At 41.3% G+C, this 18015-nt stretch carries 16 protein-coding genes; 9 read left to right on the plus strand and 7 right to left on the minus strand.

The genetic code is table 11. From position 1 onward, the window contains the following. The first annotated feature begins 114 nt into the window (after nt 1-114). The gene (locus ACM0OP_RS09430) at nt 115-1014 is read left to right on the plus strand and encodes a DNA-methyltransferase (RefSeq protein ID WP_414528178.1); all 900 of its coding nucleotides are present in this window, start codon (nt 115-117) and stop codon (nt 1012-1014) included. Between the two features lie 28 nt (nt 1015-1042). Here ACM0OP_RS09430 and ACM0OP_RS09435 read toward each other — a convergent pair whose 3' ends face one another. After that, nucleotides 1043-1255, minus strand: a complete 213-nt coding sequence (locus ACM0OP_RS09435; protein WP_414528146.1) for a hypothetical protein — start codon at nt 1253-1255, stop codon at nt 1043-1045. 258 nt (nt 1256-1513) lie between these two features. Here ACM0OP_RS09435 and ACM0OP_RS09440 point away from each other — a divergent pair, with 258 nt between their 5' ends. Further along, a complete protein-coding gene (locus ACM0OP_RS09440) occupies nt 1514-2443 on the plus strand; it encodes an SGNH/GDSL hydrolase family protein (protein WP_414528147.1) in 930 nt (309 codons plus the stop codon). A 290-nt stretch (nt 2444-2733) separates the two neighbouring features. Here ACM0OP_RS09440 and larE read toward each other — a convergent pair whose 3' ends face one another. Further along, nucleotides 2734-3612, minus strand: a complete 879-nt coding sequence (larE, locus tag ACM0OP_RS09445; protein WP_414528179.1) for an ATP-dependent sacrificial sulfur transferase LarE — start codon at nt 3610-3612, stop codon at nt 2734-2736. 52 nt (nt 3613-3664) lie between these two features. After that, nucleotides 3665-5488 carry a hybrid histidine kinase/response regulator HrmK gene (hrmK, locus tag ACM0OP_RS09450; protein ID WP_414528148.1) on the minus strand — a complete coding sequence of 608 codons (1824 nt, stop codon included), beginning with the start codon at nt 5486-5488 and terminating at the stop codon, nt 3665-3667. A 166-nt stretch (nt 5489-5654) separates the two neighbouring features. Between hrmK and ACM0OP_RS09455 the strand changes: the two genes are divergently transcribed. After that, nucleotides 5655-6521, plus strand: a complete 867-nt coding sequence (locus ACM0OP_RS09455; RefSeq protein ID WP_414528149.1) for a branched-chain amino acid ABC transporter permease — start codon at nt 5655-5657, stop codon at nt 6519-6521. 21 nt (nt 6522-6542) lie between these two features. Here the strand turns inward: ACM0OP_RS09455 and psaX are convergent, their stop codons facing one another. Both psaX and lipA read right to left on the minus strand, forming a co-directional pair. After that, nucleotides 6543-6677, minus strand: coding sequence for a photosystem I protein PsaX (gene psaX, locus ACM0OP_RS09460; RefSeq protein ID WP_414528150.1), 135 nt, complete (start codon nt 6675-6677; stop codon nt 6543-6545). A gap of 230 nt (nt 6678-6907) precedes the next feature. Beyond that, entirely contained in the window at nt 6908-7807 is a 900-nt protein-coding gene (gene lipA, locus ACM0OP_RS09465; protein WP_414528151.1) for a lipoyl synthase, read from the minus strand. Between the two features lie 258 nt (nt 7808-8065). Here lipA and ACM0OP_RS09470 point away from each other — a divergent pair, with 258 nt between their 5' ends. Together ACM0OP_RS09470 and ACM0OP_RS09475 are read left to right on the plus strand one after the other, a co-directional pair. After that, the gene (locus ACM0OP_RS09470) at nt 8066-8668 is read left to right on the plus strand and encodes a response regulator (RefSeq protein WP_414528152.1); all 603 of its coding nucleotides are present in this window, start codon (nt 8066-8068) and stop codon (nt 8666-8668) included. A 505-nt stretch (nt 8669-9173) separates the two neighbouring features. Beyond that, complete coding sequence (locus ACM0OP_RS09475; protein WP_414528153.1) at nt 9174-10490, plus strand: response regulator; 1317 nt, start codon at nt 9174-9176, stop codon at nt 10488-10490. A gap of 191 nt (nt 10491-10681) precedes the next feature. Here ACM0OP_RS09475 and ACM0OP_RS09480 read toward each other — a convergent pair whose 3' ends face one another. After that, nucleotides 10682-12244, minus strand: coding sequence for an NAD(P)H-quinone oxidoreductase subunit N (locus ACM0OP_RS09480; protein ID WP_414528154.1), 1563 nt, complete (start codon nt 12242-12244; stop codon nt 10682-10684). Between the two features lie 208 nt (nt 12245-12452). Beyond that, on the minus strand, nt 12453-12740 hold the full coding sequence (locus ACM0OP_RS09485) for an RNA recognition motif domain-containing protein (RefSeq protein WP_414528155.1): 288 nt from the start codon (nt 12738-12740) through the stop codon (nt 12453-12455). A 674-nt stretch (nt 12741-13414) separates the two neighbouring features. Between ACM0OP_RS09485 and topA the strand changes: the two genes are divergently transcribed. The 4 genes from topA (at nt 13415) to ACM0OP_RS09505 (ending at nt 18010) form a co-directional block, all read left to right on the plus strand. Continuing rightward, entirely contained in the window at nt 13415-16057 is a 2643-nt protein-coding gene (topA, locus tag ACM0OP_RS09490) for a type I DNA topoisomerase (RefSeq protein ID WP_414528156.1), read from the plus strand. Between the two features lie 358 nt (nt 16058-16415). Then, the gene (locus ACM0OP_RS09495; protein ID WP_414528157.1) at nt 16416-16556 is read left to right on the plus strand and encodes a hypothetical protein; all 141 of its coding nucleotides are present in this window, start codon (nt 16416-16418) and stop codon (nt 16554-16556) included. A 14-nt stretch (nt 16557-16570) separates the two neighbouring features. Then, entirely contained in the window at nt 16571-17026 is a 456-nt protein-coding gene (gene aroQ / locus ACM0OP_RS09500) for a type II 3-dehydroquinate dehydratase (RefSeq protein WP_414528158.1), read from the plus strand. A gap of 27 nt (nt 17027-17053) precedes the next feature. Beyond that, nucleotides 17054-18010 carry an ADP-ribosylglycohydrolase family protein gene (locus ACM0OP_RS09505; RefSeq protein ID WP_414528159.1) on the plus strand — a complete coding sequence of 319 codons (957 nt, stop codon included), beginning with the start codon at nt 17054-17056 and terminating at the stop codon, nt 18008-18010. The last annotated feature ends 5 nt before the right edge of the window (nt 18011-18015 follow it).

The following is an 18015-nucleotide window of genomic DNA, read 5'->3' on the forward strand; positions in this document are numbered from 1 at the left end:
TCCCTACTCCCTGCACTCAAAAATATAATAAATATTCAAAAAATGTTAGATTTTCAGATATACTAACAACAGCATAAATCAATTTTTCACCTATTAAAACTCTTGCAAGAAGAAATAAAAAATTCATTCAAAGAGATTATTTTAGATCAACATCATTATTATGCCCAAAATTTAGGAAAAGCATATTTGGGTGATAGCCTAGAACTCATGAAAGCCATTACTCCAAATAGTATTAATCTTATCCTCACTTCACCACCATTTGCCCTCACCCGTCAAAAAGAGTATGGTAACGCCAGCGCTGAAAAATACATTGAATGGTTTCTACCTTTCGCCTACGAATTTAAAAGAGTGTTAGCAGATAATGGCTCATTTATTGTAGATTTAGGTGGCGCTTACCTGCGTGGTAATCCTGTACGCAGTATCTATCAGTACGAACTTTTAATTAAATTGTGTCGAGAAGTCGGCTTTTTTTTGGCGCAGGAATTTTATCACTACAATCCGGCGCGATTACCAACTCCGGCTGAATGGGTGACAATCAGACGTATTCGCGTCAAAGATTCCGTCAATGTAGTGTGGTGGTTATCGAAAACACCCAATCCCAAAGCTGATAACAGAAAAGTTTTAAAGCCATATAGTCAGAGTATGAAACAACTACTGAAAAATGGCTATCAAGCTAAAATCCGTCCCAGTGGACATGATATTTCTGATAAATTCCAAAAAAATAACCAAGGTGCAATTCCGCCAAATTTGCTAGAAATTGCCAATACAGAATCTAATAGTGCTTATTTAAGGCGCTGCAAAGCTAAGGGAATTAAACCCCACCCAGCGAGATTTCCCACAGGTTTTGCGGAATTTTTCATCAAATTTTTAACTGATGAAGGTGATATAGTCTTAGATCCATTTGCAGGTTCAAATACAACGGGTTTTGTAGCTGAAACATGGCAAAGGCGATGGATTTCTTGTGAAATTAATCAGGATTATGTTCAGGGAAGTGTTTATCGATTCGCTGAATAGTGAAAAGGAAAAATTTAGCATTATTCCCTCAAATTTCTCCATTTACTTGCATTTGATGAACTTGATCAGCTAATTCTTGACGGCTTTGATCATCAAGTTTGTCGATAGCTAACATTCCCATTAGAATCACCTCTTTGAGAGTTAAACGTGTAGAATGTGCCTGTTTCTGCACAATCTCTTTAATTATTGGACTGACACCAATTGCAGTACTAGCTCTAGCCACAGAATAAAAAAGAAACATTAATTACTTAGCCTAAATCTTAACACTTCCCACTAGTTTCTTGTCGATGTTAAAAAAAACTCTTGTTAAATAAGACTGTTTTATGATTCAGGTTTAAAGAAATTGTAAATTATTAAAGATAATCTGATAAACCTACTTTACAGAACTCGACAATCCAGTTAAATAACAATAATCATGAAACCTCAGTAAAATTTTCCTGAATGTAGCTGATGAGTGCTGTGATATGGAATAAAGACCAATATAAGGAAAGATAAAGCGATGAGGGAATATTATCTGTTGACAGTAGGTTTGTTAACAGGATTAGCAATACCAGCAGCAGCCCTGGCGCAGATATCTATTATACTGCCAGAAACTTCTAAGTTTCTGCGGAATTTCACGCAGGGTTCACAGGTGACAGTAGATGAAAACTATGTTAATAACTTTGAAATATCCTTACCAGAGTCGTTACCGAGTTTTACTCCCCCTCCATCTCATTTCCGCTTAATATCTGGTAATCAACTGTATCATCATAGATTTGCGGCTCTGAAAACTGGTCAGATTTATACAAGGATGAATAGTGATTCTGCACAATTAATGCGGGATGCAGCGAAAAAACCTCATCTGACTTATGAAGACTGGAAAAACTTATTAGCTTTAGAAGCGAGAGCCATTAGCCGAGGACAAGGTACAAATTATTTGGGTATCTTAGTTGGTGATTCTTTGAGTATGTGGTTTCCTAAAGAAAAACTTCCTGGTGGTAAATTGTGGCTCAATCAGGGTATATCTGGAGATACTTCTGGTGGTGTTTACAGAAGATTAAGGGCATTTTCTAGCACACGTCCCCATGTGATTTACATCATGGCGGGGATTAATGATTTACGCAGAGGGGAGAGTGATGAGGAAATTTTGCGTAATCATCGGCGAATTGTGCGGAGGTTGCGCCAAAATCACCCCCAAAGTCAGATTATAGTGCAGTCAATTTTGCCGACTCGCTTACCCGCAATTCCTAATAGCCGCATTGTGAAGATTAATAGACAACTTGCGGCGATCGCGGAAGCAGAAAATGCTAAATATCTAAATATATATGATTGGTTTACCGATTTTCAGGGAAATTTGCGCCTAGAATTAACTACAGATGGTTTACATCTGTCTGAGGATGGGTATGATGTTTGGCGTTCAGCATTACAACACACAGAATTGACTTTTTGACTTTTACTATATAGCTGGGGAGTAGGGAGTGGGGTAAAAGCCTTTCGGTGTCTAACTTTTATGATCGTTTATGTCCTAACGCGTATGAGTAGTGCTATACATCCCATTTGTTCAGGTATAGCAACCGCTAGGTGAGACAAACCGATAATTAAACTTTTATATTAAGTAAGTCAGTGCCATAAAACCAAACTATGTGAAGAAAAGTAAATAAGGCTCAAAATCTTTCTCCCCCTGCTCCCTGCCCCCTGCCCCCTGCCTTATTCCCACAATAATTATTTACGCCGACTTATTTAATTAGTTTCCCGCCTGGGATTTCCTGAGTTTGTGGAAGAGTTCCCCACTATAGCGGGAATCATGGTTGAGGACTGAAGAACTTGATTTAGTTTACCGCTACGATAACCTTCTAAGTCGAGGGTAACGTACATAAATCCCAATTCTTGAAATGTAGAGACTACTGCTGGTAAATCCGTAGTCAAGACAAAATCTTTAATTTGTGCTGGTAATAATTCAATCCGGGCTGTATCTCCTTCCGAACGGACGCGCAAGTTTTGCCAGCCTAGTTTTCGCAGATGAATTTCTGCCCTACCGACTCTCTGCAATTTGGCTACCGTAATCTCTTCACCGTAAGGAAAACGAGAACTCAGACAAGGTTGAGCGGGTTTATCCCACCAAGGTAAACCAAGTTGTTGTGAAAGTTGACGGACTTCTGCTTTTGTGACACCGACTTCCGCTAGAGGCGATCGCGCGCCTCGTTCTTTAGCAGCTTGGATTCCAGGGCGATAGTCTTGTAAATCATCAGCATTTACCCCATCCACTACATAGGGATAACCTAGTTGTAAAGCCAAAGGTTTGAGAGTATCGTGTAATTCACTCTTGCAAAAATAACAGCGATTTACAGGGTTAGAGGTGTAATTGGGGTTGTCCATTTCATGAGTGTGGACAATTTTGTGAGGAATACCGATGGTTGCGGCTTGAATTTTGGCATCTTCTAATTCTTCTGGTAACAAGGAAGGGGAAACAGCTGTCACAGCCAAGGCGCGATCGCCCAAAACTTCGTAGGCAATTTTAGCCACCAAGGTGCTATCAATCCCGCCAGAGTAGGCAATCAAAGCCTGCTGCATTTCCCCAAATAAAGCTTTTAATTGTGCCAGTTTTTCTATCAACATGATTTCCCAATTTGGGCAAAACCCATATTACCCAAGCAACTATAATCTTAACAAATTAAACTGATGGCTTTTTTGGTAATTGAATATACTTAGCGACTAAATTTGCTAATAGAGATAAATCCAGGGGTTTAGAAATATAATCATTAACTCCAGCCTCCAAACAATTTTCCCGATCGCCCTTCATCGCCATTGCAGTTTGGATAATTACCGGAATCTTCTGATATTCTGCTGCTTCTCGGAGTTGCTGCGCCAAGCTTAAACCATTGCCATCTGGTAGACAAATATCCATTAAAATCAGCATTGGCTGTAACCGAGTCAAAGTTAACCACATTTCCGCAGCATTCTTAGCCCAAGTCACCTGATATCCCAAAGTACCTAAATAGATACAAATCAACTCTGCATTGGGTAAATCATTTTCCACCAACAAAATATTCCGGGAAGAACTAGGAATGATTACAGCAGATTCACCTTCCTCAATTGGCTGTTCTCTTTCCCCATCCGCCAGGGTAAGTTCATCCATCCTGGGTATTCCCGCAGGTTCCACAGGTAAGATAATCGTAAACCGGGAACCGTGATCAACTTCCGATTCCACTTCCAGCCAACCACCGTGAATTTCCACCAACTTCCGAGTTACCGTCAACCCTAAACCAGTCCCCTCATGGCGATTAACTACTGTATTAGCGATTTGAAAATAGGGTTGAAATAGTTGCTTTTGATTTTCTGGAGAAATCCCAATACCAGTATCCCAAACAATAAAATGGACAAATCCACCTTTAGCTACAACCTCTAAGCCTACGCTACCTGTTTTGGTAAACTTCAGGGCATTAAACAGCAAATTTAACAGCATTTGCTTCAGTCGCAGGGGATCAGCCACTAAAGTTTTGACATTGGGGTTGAGTTTGAGGCGCAGTTGTAAACCTTTATTAGCGGCTTTCTCTTTCACTAGTGCCAAAACACTGCCACATATTTCTGGGACATCGATATTTTCCCATTCCACCTCTAGTTGATTAGCTTCAATTTTCGAGAGGTCTAAAATATCGTTGATGAGGGTGAGTAAATGCTTACCGCTAGACTGAATGATCCTTAAATACTCTCGCTGGTTTTGTTTATTGGGATCGTAGCCTTGGGCTAAGAGTAATTGGCTAAAACCGATAATAGAACTTAAGGGTGTACGGATTTCGTGACTAGTGTTGGCTAAAAACTGGTTTTTTAGTTGATTGGTGCGTTCTAGTTTTTCATTACAACTACTTAGCTGTTGTGAGTATTGCTGTAAAGATTGTATTTTTTTTAGTTGTGCTAAAGCTGCCGTACACTGCTGAATGGCTCGTGCGAGAAATTGGGATTTCAGTTGAGAGGGGAATGAGATCCGTGATTGTTCATCAGACTTGGGTGATGTTTGCGAGAGCATTAGCCAACCAATTACGGCGGTAGTCTCATCAGTTAACCGCCAGACATCATTTGGTGCTTTTCTCTCCAGATGGTGTAAATCTGGTATGGCTATGGTGGTGGGTAATTGTAATTGCAATTGTTCATTTCTCGTCTCCAGAACTACCAGTTGTGAGCATGGGGAGTAAGAAGCCGAGATGTAAGCAACTTGAGCCATTTTAGCCCGCTCTGAAAATAATGCGATCGCTACTGTAATACCATTCAAAGCTATGCTGATTTGGTTTACCACAGTTTGGAAAATCTCCCCTTCTGTGGTTTTACACTGTGACACGGTACTATAAGCAGAAAGTAGACAATCATTCAGGCGACTTTGCAACTGGTTCAAGCTGCGTTCTAGCCACAACTCGGCACGAAGTTGTTGCATTTTTGTTAAAAGAGTTGGTGTTGCATCTACTGATGAGTTGGGTTCTGGTAGGCTTGAATGTTGCTGCATTGTCAACTAGACCGTTGAACAAGTTGAACTTGGCACAAAAAAAGAACTGGATTTTATGTATATTAACTCACAATGGTCTGTTATTTATTTTCACCAATAAAAGAAAAATTATTGTCTAGAATTAACTTCCGGAAATTTTTGCCCTCAAACAATTTTAATTAAACTGATGTATACAGAGATTATTCAACTGATCGTCGATGGCATTGCTGTAGGAAGTATTATCGCTTTAGCCGCAGTGGGACTAACCCTGACTTACGGTATTTTACGGTTATCTAATTTTGCTCACGGTGATTTTCTCACATTGGGAGCCTATTTGACCTTGTTAGTAAATGCCGGGGGCATAAATATTTGGCTATCCATGATTTTGGCAGCCATAGGCACAGTAGCAGCGATGCTACTGGCGGAAAAATTATTGTGGTCAAGAATGCGTTCTATTCGGGCTACATCCACTACCCTGATTATTATTTCTATTGGACTAGCCTTATTTTTACGCAATGGGATTATCTTTTTTTGGGGCGGACAGAATAAAAATTACGATTTACCCGTCAGCACTGCTTTAAATATTTTTGGCATCAGCGTAGCCCAAAATCAATTGTTGGTATTGGGGTTAGCAGTAGTGGCAATTTTAGGGCTGCACTATCTGTTGCAAAATACCAAAATCGGTAAAGCCATGCGCGCTGTGGCTGACGATTTAGATTTAGCTAGAGTTTCCGGAATCAATGTGGAACAAGTCATTCTCTGGACTTGGATTATTGCCGGTACATTCACTTCTTTAGGTGGCAGTATGTATGGATTAATTACAGCTGTGCGCCCCAATATGGGCTGGTTTTTGATTTTGCCGTTATTCGCTTCCGTAATTTTAGGCGGTATTGGTAATCCTTACGGTGCGATCGCCGCCGCCTTCATCATTGGCATCGCCCAAGAAGTCAGCACTCTGTGGATCGGTTCACAGTATAAACAAGGTATCGCCCTGTTAATAATGATTTTGGTGCTGCTAATTCGCCCCAAAGGGTTATTCAAAGGGACTATTTAAGCAGCACCATTCCACTTCTACTTAGTCAATAATGTGGAAATAATAAGCCGCAACCAAAAAGTTAACAGCCAATAGCAGCAAAGCCCAAGCAGTACGAAAAGTGTACGGTGGTTTAGCGCCTGTAGCTGGAACTGGGGAATTTTGAACTTTAGCCATGAGTCATTCTCCTTCTTTATTGACTTTCTCAGAAATACCAAACAGTTGCGCCAAAAACTCAAATTCTTTAGAAATATTTGTGTCTTTGGGGATTGGGGACTGGGGATTGGGGACTGGGGACTCGGTATTGGGGATTGGGGATTAGGAACTGTGTATTAAAAATCTTTCCTCCCACACTTCCCACACTCCCCACACTCCCCACACTTCCCACACTCCCCACACTCTATCTCCTACTCCCCAGCATGATAAGAACTACGCACTAGGGGGCCAGAACGGACGTGCTGAAATCCCATTTCTGATGCTATTTTGCCCAGTTGATCAAATTCTGCTGGTGTCCAATATTTTTGTACTGGTAAATGTGCTAGAGAGGGACGCATATACTGGCCGATAGTCAGGCGATCGCATCCCACAGCCCTTAAATCCTCCATAGTTTCCATAACTTCCTCCCTAGTTTCCCCGTGTCCCAGCATTAAACCTGATTTGGTAGGAATCGTCCCATCAAGCTCTTTAACCATCGCCAGCACCCCCAGAGAGCGCTCATACTTGGCTCCCCGACGCACTGGGCCTGTTAACCGCCGCACTGTCTCCACATTATGATTAAAACAAGCTGGCTTCGCTGCCACAATTGTGGCTATCCTTTGCCGTTGATCTAATTCCCCCGCACCCATACCACCCCAAAAATCTGGTGTCAGCACCTCAACTTGAGTTTTTGGATTTAACAAACGAATAGTATCTATTGTCTTGACAAACTGCCCCGCTCCCTGGTCTGGCAAATCATCACGGGCCACAGAAGTCAGCACCACATAAAGCAATTCCAAGATTTGCACAGCCTCTGCTACTTTTCGCGGTTCTTCTAAGTCAACCGGCATTGGCGCATGACCTTTATCTACTTGACAAAAAGCACAAGAACGTGTGCAAACTGGCCCTAAGAGTAAAAAAGTAGCAGTCTTTTGACCATAGCACTCACCTCTGTTCGGGCATCGTCCCTCCTCACAAATTGTGTGAATTTGGCGTTGCTTAATGATACGTTGTACAGTAGACAGCTCGCTGGCTTTCCCAATAGGGCGACGTAACCAGCTAGGTATTGACCTAATTTCCGACTTTAAGGGGGCTGGTTGTGGCAAAGTCATAGACATCCATGCAATATCAAAAAATAACTTGGGGCTGATTCCCTCTGTACTACAGCAAGATTCCAGCCCCAAATATCACCATGATACAAATTTTATAAAATATAAGCACTAGTTTTTTAGAATACTGCCTTGATTGCCATTTATAGTGAAATATACTATTCCCTAACGACCAAAAAATTTGGATATAGTGGTAACACGCGCAAAATCAATCACCAAAGTCGTTATTTACACTTAAATTATCTGTTAGAGCAATAAGTCGTGGCAAGCAACAAAATTTTAGTTATCGATGACACTACCGTAGTCAGGTTAAAAGTAAGACAAATGTTGCCTCCAGGCAATTTCGAGGTATTAGAAGCAAAAGACGGTTTAGAAGGATTAAATTTCATCCGCCAAGAAAAACCCAGTTTGATCATGTTGGACTTTATCCTCCCTAAAATGAGTGGTTGGGAAGTTTTTCAGGAAGTTCAAGCACAGCCTGAGTTAAGGAAGATTCCCTTGGTGATCATGTCTGGTAGCAAGCAAGAGGTGACGGAAAAACTGACCGAACCTTTTGAATACTTTGAATTTTTGCTGAAGCCTTTTGACAAAACGCAGCTAATTAATGCCATTAAGTTGGCTATGGCTAAATCTAAAAAGCCTCGGTCAGAAACAATTCCAGGTAGTGCTGCGGCCACCCAGAATATTCCTGTAGCTGCTTCTCGTGTTCCAAATACAATAGCCGTACCTGCTGATCATCAATCAGGGAACTCAGCCGAAATTGAGCTAATGAATCAAAAAATGATCAAAATGCAAGCAGAAATCGATGCTCTCAAGAAACAACTCACTCAGGTTGTGACCTTTATCAAACAAAAAATCAAATAGCATCTGGAATGTTTTTATATCTACTGTCCCACTGCTAGTGGAGGTAAATATAGAGGTTTTTCAAAATAGAGAAGACGATTAACCTCAACATCTACACAGGTTAGCATATTTATATATTTAATAATCCTGCCAAAAATACTCTATATCAGGGTAAAGGCGGGATTTTTTAGTGAAAAACTATAATTGCTCTATCAACGAAAATATCCCAGACAACAGTAATAATTAACCCATTTTTGGGCAAACTAATTAATAACAGTCAACCCTGTCATACTTGCCTTACTACTCCCTAAGAACCACAGTATAAAAGCAGTCTGTTATATATAGGAATCACCGGACATGATATCATTACCGACCCCAAGCTACCCAATTCAATTCAATACTCAAAGCGGATGACTGTATTAGTCTGTTTATCTGCACTGATGCCCAAAATAGCAAAATACCATACAAGAGCATTTATACATATTGAATCAATCATTGGAAACTTCATCTAAACCCGGAAATCAAAATGTCTCTTATACCAGAAAAAGCTTTAATTTTAATCGTAGATGATGCTAATACAAATTTAGAAATCATCTCTAAGGCATTAACTGATGTAGGCTTTGCAGTTATTACTGCTACTGACGGAGAAAAAGCTCTTCAGCAAATTGCACACACACTGCCTGATTTGATTTTATTAGATGTTGTCATGCCTAAAATAGATGGGCTAGAAACTTGTAAAAAATTCAAAGAAAATTACCAAACTCGTGATATACCTGTAATTTTCATGACCGCAATTTCTGATACCGAGACTAAAGTTAAATGTTTTGGTTTAGGAGCAGTAGACTACATCACAAAGCCCTTTCAAAAAGAAGAAATATTAGCCAGAATTAATACTCATCTGCAATTACGATATCTGACAAAAACTTTAGAAAAACAAGTAGAAACAAGAACAATAGCACTTTCCCAAGCCTTGGAAGACCTCCAAAAATCTCAAGTACAACTGGTACACAAAGAAAAAATGTCTGCTCTTGGTCAATTAGTAGCAGGAATTGCTCACGAAATTAATAATCCTGTCGGTTGTATTTATGGAAATCTTGGTCATACTTCCGCATATTTCCAAGATATGATTAACTTGATTAACCTATATCAAAAGTATTATCCTCAGCCAGAGACAGAAATTAAAGAGCAAATCTCAGCCATAGACTTAAATTTTTTGCTAACTGATTTACCTAATTTAATTGCTTCCATGAAAGAAAGTGTACAACGTATTCGTAATATTAGTAATGGTTTACGCACATTTTCGCGTCAGGATAGCGATCGCAAAGTTTTTTGTAATCTTCATGATGGTATTGAAAGTACAATCATGATTCTCAAACACCGTTTGAAAGCATCAAAAAATCGTCCTGAGATTGAAATAATTAGAGAATATGATAACTTACCAAAAGTCAAATGCTTTAGCGGTCAAATCAATCAAGTATTTATGAATTTATTAGCTAATGCCATTGATGCTGTAGAAGAATCAAATGTTGGTCGTAGCTATACTCAAATTACCGCTCATCCCAATCAAATTCTGATTCAGACGAGAGTGAGTGAAGATACCCATCACGTTTTGATTAAAATCAAAGACAATGGCGTAGGAATGTTAACTGAGGTCAAGGAAAAAATATTTGAGCATTTATTTACCACTAAACCAGTGGGTCAGGGAACTGGCTTAGGATTATCAATTGCTCATGAAATTATTGTAGAAAAACATCATGGCACTTTAGACGTGAACTCAAGACCAGGCGAAGGCTCAGAGTTTCTCATTACCATTCCCATTGATGAAAGTTTATCAACTATCTAAGAAAAACTTATCATAATTAGATTGTTTGATAGCATTCCACTTTTGAAAATAATGTCAATTATTAACCTTATCCGAACCGTATTGTTTCCACTCCCGGACAAGGTGCAGAATTTATTGTTAAAGTTCCTATGAATAGGGGCGCAAATTCTTGCACCCCTATAGCGTCAGAAATGAGTTAAAAAGAGTACAATCTACAACTCTTCTGCTTGGTCTGTGGAAATGGAACTGATCTGAGTTTTCTCAATCGCTGTTCCTTGTAGCATGGCAGTATGAGAGATAGAATTGTTAGCCAGTGTAAATAGGGGATTGGACAAAATCCCGGCTATGGTAGTGGCAATTAAGGTTACTATCAGTCCTACTTGCAAAGGTCTAAATCCAGGCAAATTCCAACTAATTTCTGGATAATTTTTGACTACTTCAGACATTTCTTGGGGTTCTTTGACTACCATCATTTTGACTACCCGAATGTAGTAGTAGATGGAGACAACACTGGTAACTAATCCTAGTAAAACTAACCAGTAAAGTCCAGCTTGCCAACCAGCCCAGAACAAGTAAATTTTCCCAAAAAAGCCAGCTAATGGCGGAATACCACCCAAGGACAGTAAAGAGATACTCAAGCCTAGTGTGAGGAGTGGATCTTTTTGATACAAGCCAGAGTATTCGGCAATTTGGTCGGTTCCTGTACGCAGGGAGAAGAGAATGATACAGGTGAATCCACACAGGTTCATGAACAGGTAGACCATCAGGTAAAAGACCATACTGGCGTATCCTGCTTGTGTGCCGGCAATCATCCCAATCATCACGAATCCAGCTTGAGCAATGGATGAATAAGCGAGCATTCGTTTCATGCTGGTTTGGGCGAGGGCGACTACGTTACCCAAAACCATACTGAGAATTGCCAGGGCGGTGAATACGAATCTCCATTCGTCAGCAACGAGGGGGAATACTGTTGTCAGTAAGCGAATGGCTAGGGCAAATCCAGCTGCTTTGGAACCTACAGATAAAAAGGCAATTACCGGGGTGGGAGCGCCTTCATAAACGTCTGGTGTCCATTGGTGGAAGGGTGCAGCTGAGATTTTGAACCCAATACCTGCGATGACGAAAATGAGAGCAATTACCAGGCCTAGAGATTGACCAACATTAGCTGCGGCTATGTTGTTAGCGATCGCATTTAATTCTGTTTGTCCACCGGATAAACCGTATAGCAGCGAAACGCCGTATAAAAATATCCCCGTACTGGAAGCTCCAATCAACAGGTATTTCAGCGCAGCTTCGTTAGAGCGGGGGTCACGCTTGGTATAACCTGTGAGCAAGTAAGAGGAAATACTCAGGGTTTCTAGTGAGATGAAAATCATTACCAACTCACTAGCACCGGATAAAAACATTCCTCCCAAAGTTGCAGTTAGCAAAATGGCGATAAATTCGGCTAAAGCAGTACCACTCTGCTCAATGTACCGAATTGACATCAATATAGTTACCGCAGCAGATAAGGCTATAATACCGCGAAACACAATACTGAGGTCATCACCGATAAAGCTACCAGTGAAGGAGATGGGATTAGTTGCATCCCATTGGAGATACAAAGCTAAAATCGCAGCCATTAAACCTGCGATCGCCACATATCCAATCCAACGTGAGGATGTACGTCCCAAAATCAAATCCACAATCAAAACCCCTAAGAGGGTGACAATTACAATCCCCTCTGGCAAAATCGTTCCAGCATTCAGCTGGGATGTAAGATTAGCAAAATCCATGAGATATATAGGTTTTGACGATTAGACATTAAGGCTAGCTGAGTTTATTCTATCTATTGTTATTCCCCAAAGTTGTATTTATCTTTTTAGGGAGTGGGGAATAGGGAATGGGGAATGGGGGAAAAGATTCTGAATTACCAATCACTAATGACCAAAAAAAGCAGATCAGTAAATTACCGATCTGCTAATTATAAAATAAGCCTAAAGCTTAATAGCGTTCTGAGTATCCACCACTAGAGCGACTACCTCTGTCTTCCCGTGGTCTAGCTTTATTAACTTTCATTGCACGACCCATCCATTCGGCACCATCTAGAGCCTCAATCGCAGCGTCTTCTGCGGCTTCTGATTCCATTTCTACGAAACCAAAGCCCCTGGCGCGCCCCGTTTCCCTATCGGTGGGTAATTGAACTCGCTTAACAGTGCCGTAATCGGAAAATACTTGAGTGAGGTCGTCTTCTGTGGCGCTGTAGGATAGGTTCCCTACGTAAATTGACATGAAACTCTCCAGAATCCATTGATGCAGAGATGTTTATCCGGAGAGCCGCTTGCATTTATGAATAAAAACAAGATCCGTATCACCGAAATTAACTACTCCGATGACATCCTAACATACCTTTCCAGCATCAAAAGCTCAAATTTTGCATCTTATATGATAAAATTCATTAAATTTTTATATAGCACTACGCATACACGTTAGAACATAAGCTGATCATAAAAGTTAGACACCGAAAGACTTTTACTCCCCACACTCCCTACTCCCTACCCCACAGCTATATTTGTAATTGTTATAGCTAAGTTCTCTAAATTTTCACCTGGATCAATTTTCTCCCGCCTCAATTCTGTTTTTAGTCTCTCCATTTGAATTAAAGGAGTTAAGGTAAGGTATTAACGTCAGTTTATTCAACCTCCGGGGTATTTTGAAAACTTTATTCGCCAATTATGCCCCAGATAAGTTAAAGATTGAAATAGCTGGTAATTCACATCCAGCAGTCCTCTAACCTGTCTTCTCGGAAAAAATGCGTAATTAGTTTAGCGGATTTTGAACCGAGTGGGGAGCTGGTGTGAGGATGAAACCACAGCGTTAAGCGTAACGTTTTATCTTGAAATTTTACCGAAATTACTTCAATTTGACTGTTTAGCTCGGCAGCTACTCTTTTTCTTGAAATTTCCATGTCAACTCTCGTCATCGTCGAATCTCCGACCAAAGCTCGTACCATTCGCAACTACCTGCCAAAAGACTATCGGGTGGAAGCGTCTATGGGTCATGTCCGTGACCTACCCCAATCAGCTAGTGAAATTCCCGCCGCCGTGAAAGCGGAAAGGTGGGCGCAGTTGGGGGTAAATGTAGACGCAGACTTTGAACCGGTGTATGTTGTCCCCAAAGACAAAAAGAAGGTTGTTACCCAGCTCAAAGATGCCCTCAAAGGTGTTGATGAACTAATTCTGGCAACTGACGAAGACCGGGAAGGTGAAAGCATCAGTTGGCACTTGTACCAGTTGCTGAAGCCAAAAGTTCCTACCAAGCGAATGGTATTTCACGAAATTACCCAAGAAGCTATCAAAAAAGCTTTAAAAAACTGCCGCGATATCGATGAGCAGTTAGTTCGCGCCCAAGAAACAAGGCGCATTTTGGATCGATTAGTTGGCTATACCCTATCGCCCCTATTGTGGAAAAAAATCGCTTGGGGATTATCTGCGGGGCGAGTCCAATCTGTAGCTGTGCGACTTCTAGTAAAAAAGGAACGCCAACGCCGCGCCTTCCATGAAGGTACTTATTGGGACTTGAAGGCTAGCTTAGTCCAGGAAAAAACTCCCTTTAATGCCCAGTTGGCCACACTGGGAGGAACAAAAATAGCTACAGGGAGTGATTTTGATGCAGCCACAGGCAAAATTACCGCAGGTCGTAATGTCTTGTTGCTCAACGAAGCTGAGGCTTTAGCCCTCCAGGAACGTTTAACGGGAAAAACCTGGAATGTTAACAGCATCGATGAACGCCCCGTCACCCGTAAACCTGCACCACCGTTTACAACTTCCACACTGCAACAAGAATCTAACCGCAAACTTCGTCTCTCCGCTAGAGACACCATGCGAACTGCTCAGAATTTGTATGAGCAAGGTTACATCACCTATATGCGTACAGATTCCGTGCATTTATCAGATCAAGCTCTGACAGCAGCTCGTAGCTGTGTAGAACAACTTTACGGTAAAAACTACCTCAGCCCCGAACCCCGGCAATACACTACCAAATCTAAAGGCGCACAAGAAGCCCACGAAGCCATTCGTCCAGCAGGTAACACTTTCCGGACTCCCCAAGAAACTGGTTTAAGTGGCCGGGAACTGGCGGTTTATGATTTGATTTGGAAGCGGACTGTTGCTAGTCAAATGGCTGACTGTCGGCAAACCCAAATCACCGTACAGTTGCAAGTTGAAGACGCTGGCTTTCGTTCTGCTGGTAAGCGGATTGATTTTCCGGGATTTCTGCGCGCCTATGTGGAAGGTTCAGATGATCCAGATGCAGCTTTAGAAGATCAAGAGATCATTTTGCCTACTTTAAAAGTGGGAGATCATCCAGAGTGTAAAGAATTACAAGCTGTGGGACACGAAACCCAACCACCAGCTAGATATACTGAAGCTACTCTGGTCAAAACTCTAGAAAGTGAAGGTATTGGTCGTCCTAGTACCTACGCCAGCATCATCGGCACGATCATTGATAAGGGTTACGCCCAATTGGTGAGTAATGCCCTCATTCCTACCTTTACGGCTTTCGCTGTCACCAACCTCTTAGAAAAGCATTTCCCAGATGTTGTAGATCCTAGTTTCACCTCTAAGATGGAACAAACCCTTGATGATATTGCTACAGGGGAAGTTAAGTGGTTGCCCTATTTGCGGGAATTTTATCTGGGAGATAAAGGTTTAGAAACGTTAGTTAGAGAACAGGAAGGCAAAATTGATGCCAGTCAAGCCAGAACGGTGTTACTGGAAAATTTAGAGGCTAAAGTTCGTATTGGCAAATACGGCCCCTACATTGAAGTTGACAATGATGGTACTGTGGTTACTGCCTCAATTCCCAAAGACCTTACACCCTCTGACCTTGACCCGAAGCAGGTAGAAGTTCTCCTCCGCCAAAAAACCGTGGGACCAGATCAGGTCGGCCGACATCCTGAAACTGGTGAACCAATTTATCTGAAAATTGGTGCTTACGGTCCCTATGTGCAGTTAGGCGACAAAACCGAAGAAAATCCCAAACCCAAACAAGCTTCTTTACCTAAAGGTGTCACGCCAGAAAATGTCACCTTGGACATGGCTGTGGGTCTTTTGGCTCTACCTCGGACATTGGGAGTGCATCCTGACACAGGTAAGAAAATTCAAGCCAGTTTGGGGCGTTTTGGCCCTTACGTCGTTCACGATCAGGGTAAGGAAGGTAAAGACTATCGTTCTCTCAAAGCTGCTGATAATGTGCTGACAGTTTCGCTAGAACGGGCATTAGAGTTATTATCTGAACCAAAAAAGGGACGTGGTTCTACTAGTAGCAAGTCTAAGGCGGCTTTACGCGAATTGGGTATGCACCCGGAAGAAGGTACGCCCGTGAATATATATGATGGTCCCTATGGCCCTTATATTAAGCACGGCAAAGTTAATGTCAGCATCCCAGAAGGTGAATCGGTAGAAGATGTCACACTATCTACAGCGTTAGAATTATTAGAAACTAAAAAAAAAATGAGTCAGACGAGTAAATCCACAACTTCTCGACGAGCCAAGTCAACTCCTAAATCATCTCGCACTAGTGCTAAAAAAACTGATGCGGAAGGTTAGTTAAAGGCGGAAAATCAAAAGTCCATAGTTGCTATAATACTTGCTAAATATGGACTTTTGGCTTTTGGATTTATATGCAGTAGCAAACAGGGAATGGGCAACAGTTTGGAACATCCTTCATCTTAAGTCGGCATATTTGATCACTCTGCGGAAAGAAAAGGGCTTTCGGCATATTTTCTGGTAATGTGATACTCTAAAAAATAAGGGGAATCACAAAGCCTAATTCTGGCAGTAGCTCACTTCCAGAATGGGGGAATTTGTATCAGCCTCTGAATTATACTAGAGGTGCAAAAGCACGCCAGTTCTGCGTAGCTGCTAGTCAAAATATTGAGGTAGTATCTCAGGAGCAATCAGTTCAATGGACTATATAGATAAAGTGCTAGAAAAGCTGAAAGCATTGGCACGTAAACTCATTGAAGGTTTATTAGGACCAGAATGTGAGCCGGAACCAGAACTAATTCCTATTCCTGTCAATGAGCGATCGCGTCATCGTCGTTAAGCATCTGTAATAAATTGAACTTATCTTCGCCATTGATCAGTGTTTTAGTGCTGCACGGGCCAAATCTTAACTTGCTTGGAAAGCGGGAACCGGGAATTTATGGTTCTTTGGGTCTGGCTGAAATTAATCGCTTGTTAGAAGAAGAAGCTTTGAAGTTGCAAGCGAAAGTTATTCCTGTGCAGTCAAATCATGAAGGAGTTTTGGTAGATACTATTCATGGAGCTTTGGGCAAACATCAGGGAATTGTGATTAATGCCGGCGCTTACACCCATACCAGTGTAGCTTTGCGGGATGCGATCGCTGGTGTTAACTTACCTACAGTGGAAGTACATTTGAGCAATATTTATCGCCGGGAAGACTTCCGCCACCATTCTTTTATAGCGCCGGTAGCTATTGGGCAAATCAGTGGTTTTGGTGTGCAAAGTTATTTGCTGGGTTTACAGGCTCTGGTGCATCATTTGAGAAAATAAACGAAGTGAAATTTATTTTTTCTGAATATGCGCTATCCACTGGTTAATAGATTTAAAGGTACTTTGTTAGGGGCATTACTGGGTGAAGTTTTAGCCAAGGATACTGAATATCAGTATGATATTGGCTCTGATATCAGCCAAATACTAGTTATAGGTACGAAAAGTTTAATTGAATTGGGCAAGTTAGATATAAATAATTGGTTAGAGTGTGATCAAAACAAATCTCTTCATGTAGATACCACTGATGGCGTTTTGCCAAAAGCGATTATGGCCACATTACCTGTGGCTCTTTTTTTTCATGAAAATATGACTCAACTGCGGCAAAACTTGCTGTGTATGCAGGCATTATGGGGTGATGACTCAGTGATTAGAGATGGCACATTAGCAGTAGGATATGCGATCGCTCAATGTCTCACAGAAAAAATTAATCCTCAAACCCTCATACCGGAAATTATCGGCTTTATTGGCGAAACAACCACACTATTACCACAAAAATTACTAAAACTTAATGATTTGTTAAATGAAGGAGTAGGGTTAGAAACAGCACAAGCTCAATTCTGTCGAGAAGGGCCAGGAATTTATGCGATCGCTATGGGCTTTTACTGCTTTCTCAGCACCTGGGAAGACCTGAATTTGGCAGTTTTACGGGCAACTAACAAGCATTATATCGGGCAAAGAGAAACTGTAAATTTAGATGCACCAAGCATAAGTATCATAACTGGTGCTTTATCAGGAGCTTACAACGGCACTGCTGGTATTCCCGTGAAATGGCAGATGTTATTATGTCCGACTAATTTAGCCACTGGAGAAAGAAGAAATTTTTCTCAGGTGTTAGAATTAGCTGATGCACTTGTTGCTGTATGGTCAGGAGTGTATGATCCCGCCCTACATCTTAAAGATTACTCAGAGGAGGAATGTGAAAAATACAAACAACAGGGACAGATGTGTGTCTTTGCGTCTCCTCGCGTGATCCAGTCCCGTTAAGAACA

The organism is Nodularia chucula CCY0103 (assembly GCF_963923915.1).
GTDB lineage: Bacteria > Cyanobacteriota > Cyanobacteriia > Cyanobacteriales > Nostocaceae > Nodularia > Nodularia chucula.

Excerpts from the sequence above, each read along its gene's own strand:
- lipA (WP_414528151.1), bottom strand. The coding sequence starts at position 7,807 with ATGACTTTGCCACAACCAGCCCCCTTAAAGTCGGAAATTAGGTCAATA.
- ACM0OP_RS09480 (WP_414528154.1), bottom strand. The coding sequence starts at position 12,244 with ATGGATTTTGCTAATCTTACATCCCAGCTGAATGCTGGAACGATTTTG.
- ACM0OP_RS09475 (WP_414528153.1), top strand. The coding sequence starts at position 9,174 with ATGTCTCTTATACCAGAAAAAGCTTTAATTTTAATCGTAGATGATGCT.
- ACM0OP_RS09440 (WP_414528147.1), top strand. The coding sequence starts at position 1,514 with ATGAGGGAATATTATCTGTTGACAGTAGGTTTGTTAACAGGATTAGCA.
- hrmK (WP_414528148.1), bottom strand. The coding sequence starts at position 5,488 with ATGCAGCAACATTCAAGCCTACCAGAACCCAACTCATCAGTAGATGCA.
- ACM0OP_RS09495 (WP_414528157.1), top strand. The coding sequence starts at position 16,416 with ATGGACTATATAGATAAAGTGCTAGAAAAGCTGAAAGCATTGGCACGT.
- ACM0OP_RS09485 (WP_414528155.1), bottom strand. The coding sequence starts at position 12,740 with ATGTCAATTTACGTAGGGAACCTATCCTACAGCGCCACAGAAGACGAC.
- psaX (WP_414528150.1), bottom strand. The coding sequence starts at position 6,677 with ATGGCTAAAGTTCAAAATTCCCCAGTTCCAGCTACAGGCGCTAAACCA.
- topA (WP_414528156.1), top strand. The coding sequence starts at position 13,415 with ATGTCAACTCTCGTCATCGTCGAATCTCCGACCAAAGCTCGTACCATT.
- ACM0OP_RS09455 (WP_414528149.1), top strand. The coding sequence starts at position 5,655 with ATGTATACAGAGATTATTCAACTGATCGTCGATGGCATTGCTGTAGGA.
- ACM0OP_RS09435 (WP_414528146.1), bottom strand. The coding sequence starts at position 1,255 with ATGTTTCTTTTTTATTCTGTGGCTAGAGCTAGTACTGCAATTGGTGTC.
- ACM0OP_RS09505 (WP_414528159.1), top strand. The coding sequence starts at position 17,054 with ATGCGCTATCCACTGGTTAATAGATTTAAAGGTACTTTGTTAGGGGCA.